This window comes from Muricoprocola aceti, from assembly GCF_025567005.1.
Classification (GTDB): Bacteria; Bacillota; Clostridia; order Lachnospirales; family Lachnospiraceae; genus Marvinbryantia; species Marvinbryantia aceti.
This window is the reverse complement of the sequence record NZ_JAOQKE010000041.1, coordinates 1-3,527: the sequence shown is the minus strand read 5'-3', so window position 1 is coordinate 3,527 and position 3,527 is coordinate 1. Positions and strand designations below refer to the sequence as shown.

The 3,527-nt window shown below is 39.4% G+C and carries 3 protein-coding genes and 2 tRNA genes; 3 read left to right on the top strand and 2 right to left on the bottom strand.

Translation table 11 applies throughout. The features are described 5' to 3' along the window. Positions 1–191 precede the first annotated feature (191 nt). Positions 192–785, bottom strand: coding sequence for an HAD family hydrolase (locus OCV47_RS15700; RefSeq protein ID WP_262655953.1), 594 nt, complete (start codon positions 783–785; stop codon positions 192–194). Between the two features lie 270 nt (positions 786–1,055). Here OCV47_RS15700 and OCV47_RS15695 point away from each other — a divergent pair, with 270 nt between their 5' ends. Continuing rightward, a complete protein-coding gene (locus OCV47_RS15695) occupies positions 1,056–1,883 on the top strand; it encodes an alpha/beta hydrolase (protein ID WP_262655952.1) in 828 nt (275 codons plus the stop codon). Between the two features lie 124 nt (positions 1,884–2,007). On the opposite strand, the gene OCV47_RS15690 is transcribed toward OCV47_RS15695, so the two are convergent. After that, a tRNA-Leu gene (locus OCV47_RS15690) sits at positions 2,008–2,091 on the bottom strand. A gap of 162 nt (positions 2,092–2,253) precedes the next feature. On the opposite strand from OCV47_RS15690, the gene OCV47_RS15685 reads away from it, so the two are divergent. Together OCV47_RS15685 and OCV47_RS15680 are read left to right on the top strand one after the other, a co-directional pair. Beyond that, positions 2,254–3,255 carry an aromatic acid exporter family protein gene (locus OCV47_RS15685; protein WP_256300735.1) on the top strand — a complete coding sequence of 334 codons (1,002 nt, stop codon included), beginning with the start codon at positions 2,254–2,256 and terminating at the stop codon, positions 3,253–3,255. Between the two features lie 67 nt (positions 3,256–3,322). Continuing rightward, a tRNA-Leu gene (locus OCV47_RS15680) sits at positions 3,323–3,406 on the top strand. The last annotated feature ends 121 nt before the right edge of the window (positions 3,407–3,527 follow it).

Below are 3,527 nucleotides of genomic sequence, written 5' to 3'. Positions count from 1 at the left end.
CTTAAGAGCGGCTGGAAGAAGCGAAGCGAATTCCGAGTGACCGCGAGTAAGCGAGTATAGTCTGGGAAACACGGATGAAAAAGTATTTACCGTATGCGGTTTTGAAGGTACAAAACCTTTTATTTGAGATTCAGGAAAATCCTGGATCTTTTTTAGTTATAAAAACACCTATATAACAGAAAGACTATCGACTAAAAACCGATAGCCTTTTTTACTGCCGGAATGTCTCCGGTAAAGATGATGCCATTCATTCCCAGAGCCTGTCCGGCTGCAATATTTTCTGCAAGATCGTCCAGGAAAAAGCATTCTTCCGGTTTTAGCTGATAAGTATCAAACAAATAACGATAAATGGCCGGATCCGGTTTGGCCAGTTTCAGCGGAGCAGAAAAAACGATTCCGTCAAATTCATTTAAGATGGAATAATATTGTTTGGCAACTTCTGCAAAGCGGGTAGAGGCATTGGATAAAAGATAAATGGAGTAACCGGCCACTTTTAATTCGTGAATAAAGTCCCAGGTATCAGAAAGTGGATTTACATACTGGAACCAGTTATCATAGAAGTTACGGGCTGTTGTTTTCAGGCGAGCAGGGAGAATAGCAATAGTTTCTTCTGCAACCTGGTCGTAATCCACAGTTCCGGCGTCTAATGCAGGCCAGTTGTGGAAAATAGCATCGGACAGGATCTGGAAATCCTTTTTATTGTCAACATAATGATTTAAAATATAATCCGCATCAAAGCTCCCCACCACATTTCCAAAGTCGAATATAATGTTCTTATAATTCATAACAGAGTCCCTTCCTGGATGTTACACAAATAATTTTTCGATGTATTATACCGTATTCACTTTATCATACAAGTAACACTTATGTCAAAGCCGTCATTTTGGTTGCAGATAATGGAGTGAATAGTAAGCTTTTTTATCATGACAGAATATTGTAAATGCCTGGGGAACATGCGATAATGAAAAAAATCGTGTCTGTTCAGTGTTTTTACAGGTGTAATGCCAAAATTCAATAATCTGATGAGTAGATGAAAAAGGAAAGGATATGAGAAAATGTCACATACAAGTGAAAGAGTAAGACGAGAATGGAAGATTGGAGATGCAAAGAGAGATGCAGGTCTGACTACGCCAGATGATATTCAGCGATTTGATAATATTTCCTATGGAGAGGATCTGGTCTGGAACCTTCTGGATGTTTATCGTCCAAAGAAACAGGATGGGAAATTACCAGTGATTGTGAATATTCATGGCGGTGGCTGGGTCTATGGAGATAAAGAAATTTACCAGTTCTATGGTATGTCACTGGCGCAGAGAGGATTTGCAGTGGTGAATTTTTCCTATCGTCTGGCTCCGGAAGCAAAATTCCCGGCACAGTTGGAGGATATCAACAATGTGATCACCTGGATGTATCAGAATGGGGATAAATACGGCCTGGATATGGAACATGTATTTATGGTAGGAGATTCAGCCGGTGGACATCTTTGTGGAATCTATAGTGCAATCTGCACCAATGAGAGATATGCTATGCAGTATAATTTTGTAATTCCTAATGGGTTTATTCCAAAAGCTCTGGGATTAAATTGTGGGGTATATAATCCACTTGCAGATAACGAAATATTGGGAAGGGAAGAGGATGAGGACTTAATGGAAGATTTGTTGCCAGAAAATGGATCGATTAGAGAACGGGCATTGGTAAACCTGACAAATCACATTACACCTCAGTTTCCGCCGGTTTATCTGATGACAGCAATAGGGGATTTTTGCAGATCACAGGCAAAAGTGTTGGAAGATGCTTTGAAGAAAAACGATGTGTATTATGAGTTTAAAACCTATGGAACAGAAGAAAAGCCATTATATCATGTATTTCATGTAACTATTTAGGAGACAGAAGGGCAGAAATGTAATGATGAAGAATGCGCCTTCTTTCGGAAATATTTAGTGTAAGTTCCCTTCGTTCCTAAAACAAAAAGCCCCATCCAAAGGATGGAACTTTTTAATTGAATGATGCGGAAGATGGGACTTGAACCCACACGGTGTAACCACCACAAGATCCTTAGTCTTGCTCGTCTGCCAATTCCGACACTTCCGCAAGCAATAGATATTATATCTATATATAGAAGAATTGTCAAGAAAAAAATGGAATTATTCACCCCCCAATTTTCCAACTTATCGTATTATATGTATCTGAGGATTTTGACACTCCGATTTATCTATGTTATACTCACAAAAATGAAATATGCTCGGGAGGCTTATGGAAAAATATAGAAAATTTTTGATTTTATCTTTGAAAATAGGTATCGGAAGTTGTGCAGCATTACATCTGGCTGAATATCTAAATCTGGAATATGCGATTTCTGCCGGGACAATTACATTGCTGACATTACTTACTACGAAATGGGAAACTTTACGTTTGTCGCTTTGGCGTATTGTCACGTTTCTGTTTACGATTCTGTTAGCGCTCATTTTTTATCCGTTGATTCCGATTCCGTGGATGGCCTATGGATTACTGCTTACAGTTCTTGTTTTTTTTAGTGAACTCCTGGATCTGCGGGCAACTCTTTCTGTTAATGCAGTAGTAGCTGCTCATCTGCTTACGCAAAGGGATCATATGGGACAGGCAGTAATCAATGAATTTTTGCTGATTTTGCTGGGCATTATTCTGGCAGTATTATTTAATCTGTTTCAAATGAATTATCGGCATAAGCAGCATATCATTTCCAATATTTCCTTAATAGAAGGTCGTCTGCAGATGCTGATGGGGGCGTTGGCTGCCTATCTTTCCAATAAAACAATGGAGCGAGATGTCTGGGCGGATATTGTCTGTCTGGAACAGGATATTCAGGGATGTGTGAAAGAAGCCTATGAATATCAAAATAACACGTTCCATTCTCATCCGGAATATTATATTTCTTATTTTGAAATGCGTTATAATCAGTGTCAGATTCTGCATAATCTACATTACGAAATGCAAAAGATCCGGACTGTGCCGGAGCAGGCGCACATCATTGCAGAATATATGTTATATCTGAGCGATTTTATTGTAGAACACAATTTACCAGAAGCCCAGTTGCATCATTTGGAAGAAATACTGGATTCTTTTAGAGAGTCGTCATTGCCTCAAACACGTGGAGAATTTGAAAGCCGGGCCATTTTATATCATATTATGATGGATTTGGAGGATTTTCTTCAATATAAAAGGAGATTTATTGACGGATTAGATGACCGACAACGTGAGATCTACTGGAAGTCATGAGAAAAATATTATAGTGTGAAAAAATACTTGACAATTCCCGTGTATATGGATATAATATTTCTTGCTTGCGGAAGTGTCGGAATTGGCAGACGAGCAAGACTAAGGATCTTGTGGTGGTTACACCGTGTGGGTTCAAGTCCCATCTTCCGCATATTAAAAGGTTCATCCATTCGGATGGATCTTTTTTTATGTCGTGTGTCCAGCGAAGCTGGACCACACTTGCCGGTGTAAGTCCGGTCACGGTAATCGCCAGTGAGCCGTGTAGCTAAACT

Coding starts and splice junctions, on each gene's coding strand:
- OCV47_RS15700 (WP_262655953.1), bottom strand. CDS start 785: ATGAATTATAAGAACATTATATTCGACTTTGGAAATGTGGTGGGGAGC.
- OCV47_RS15695 (WP_262655952.1), top strand. CDS start 1,056: ATGTCACATACAAGTGAAAGAGTAAGACGAGAATGGAAGATTGGAGAT.
- OCV47_RS15685 (WP_256300735.1), top strand. CDS start 2,254: ATGGAAAAATATAGAAAATTTTTGATTTTATCTTTGAAAATAGGTATC.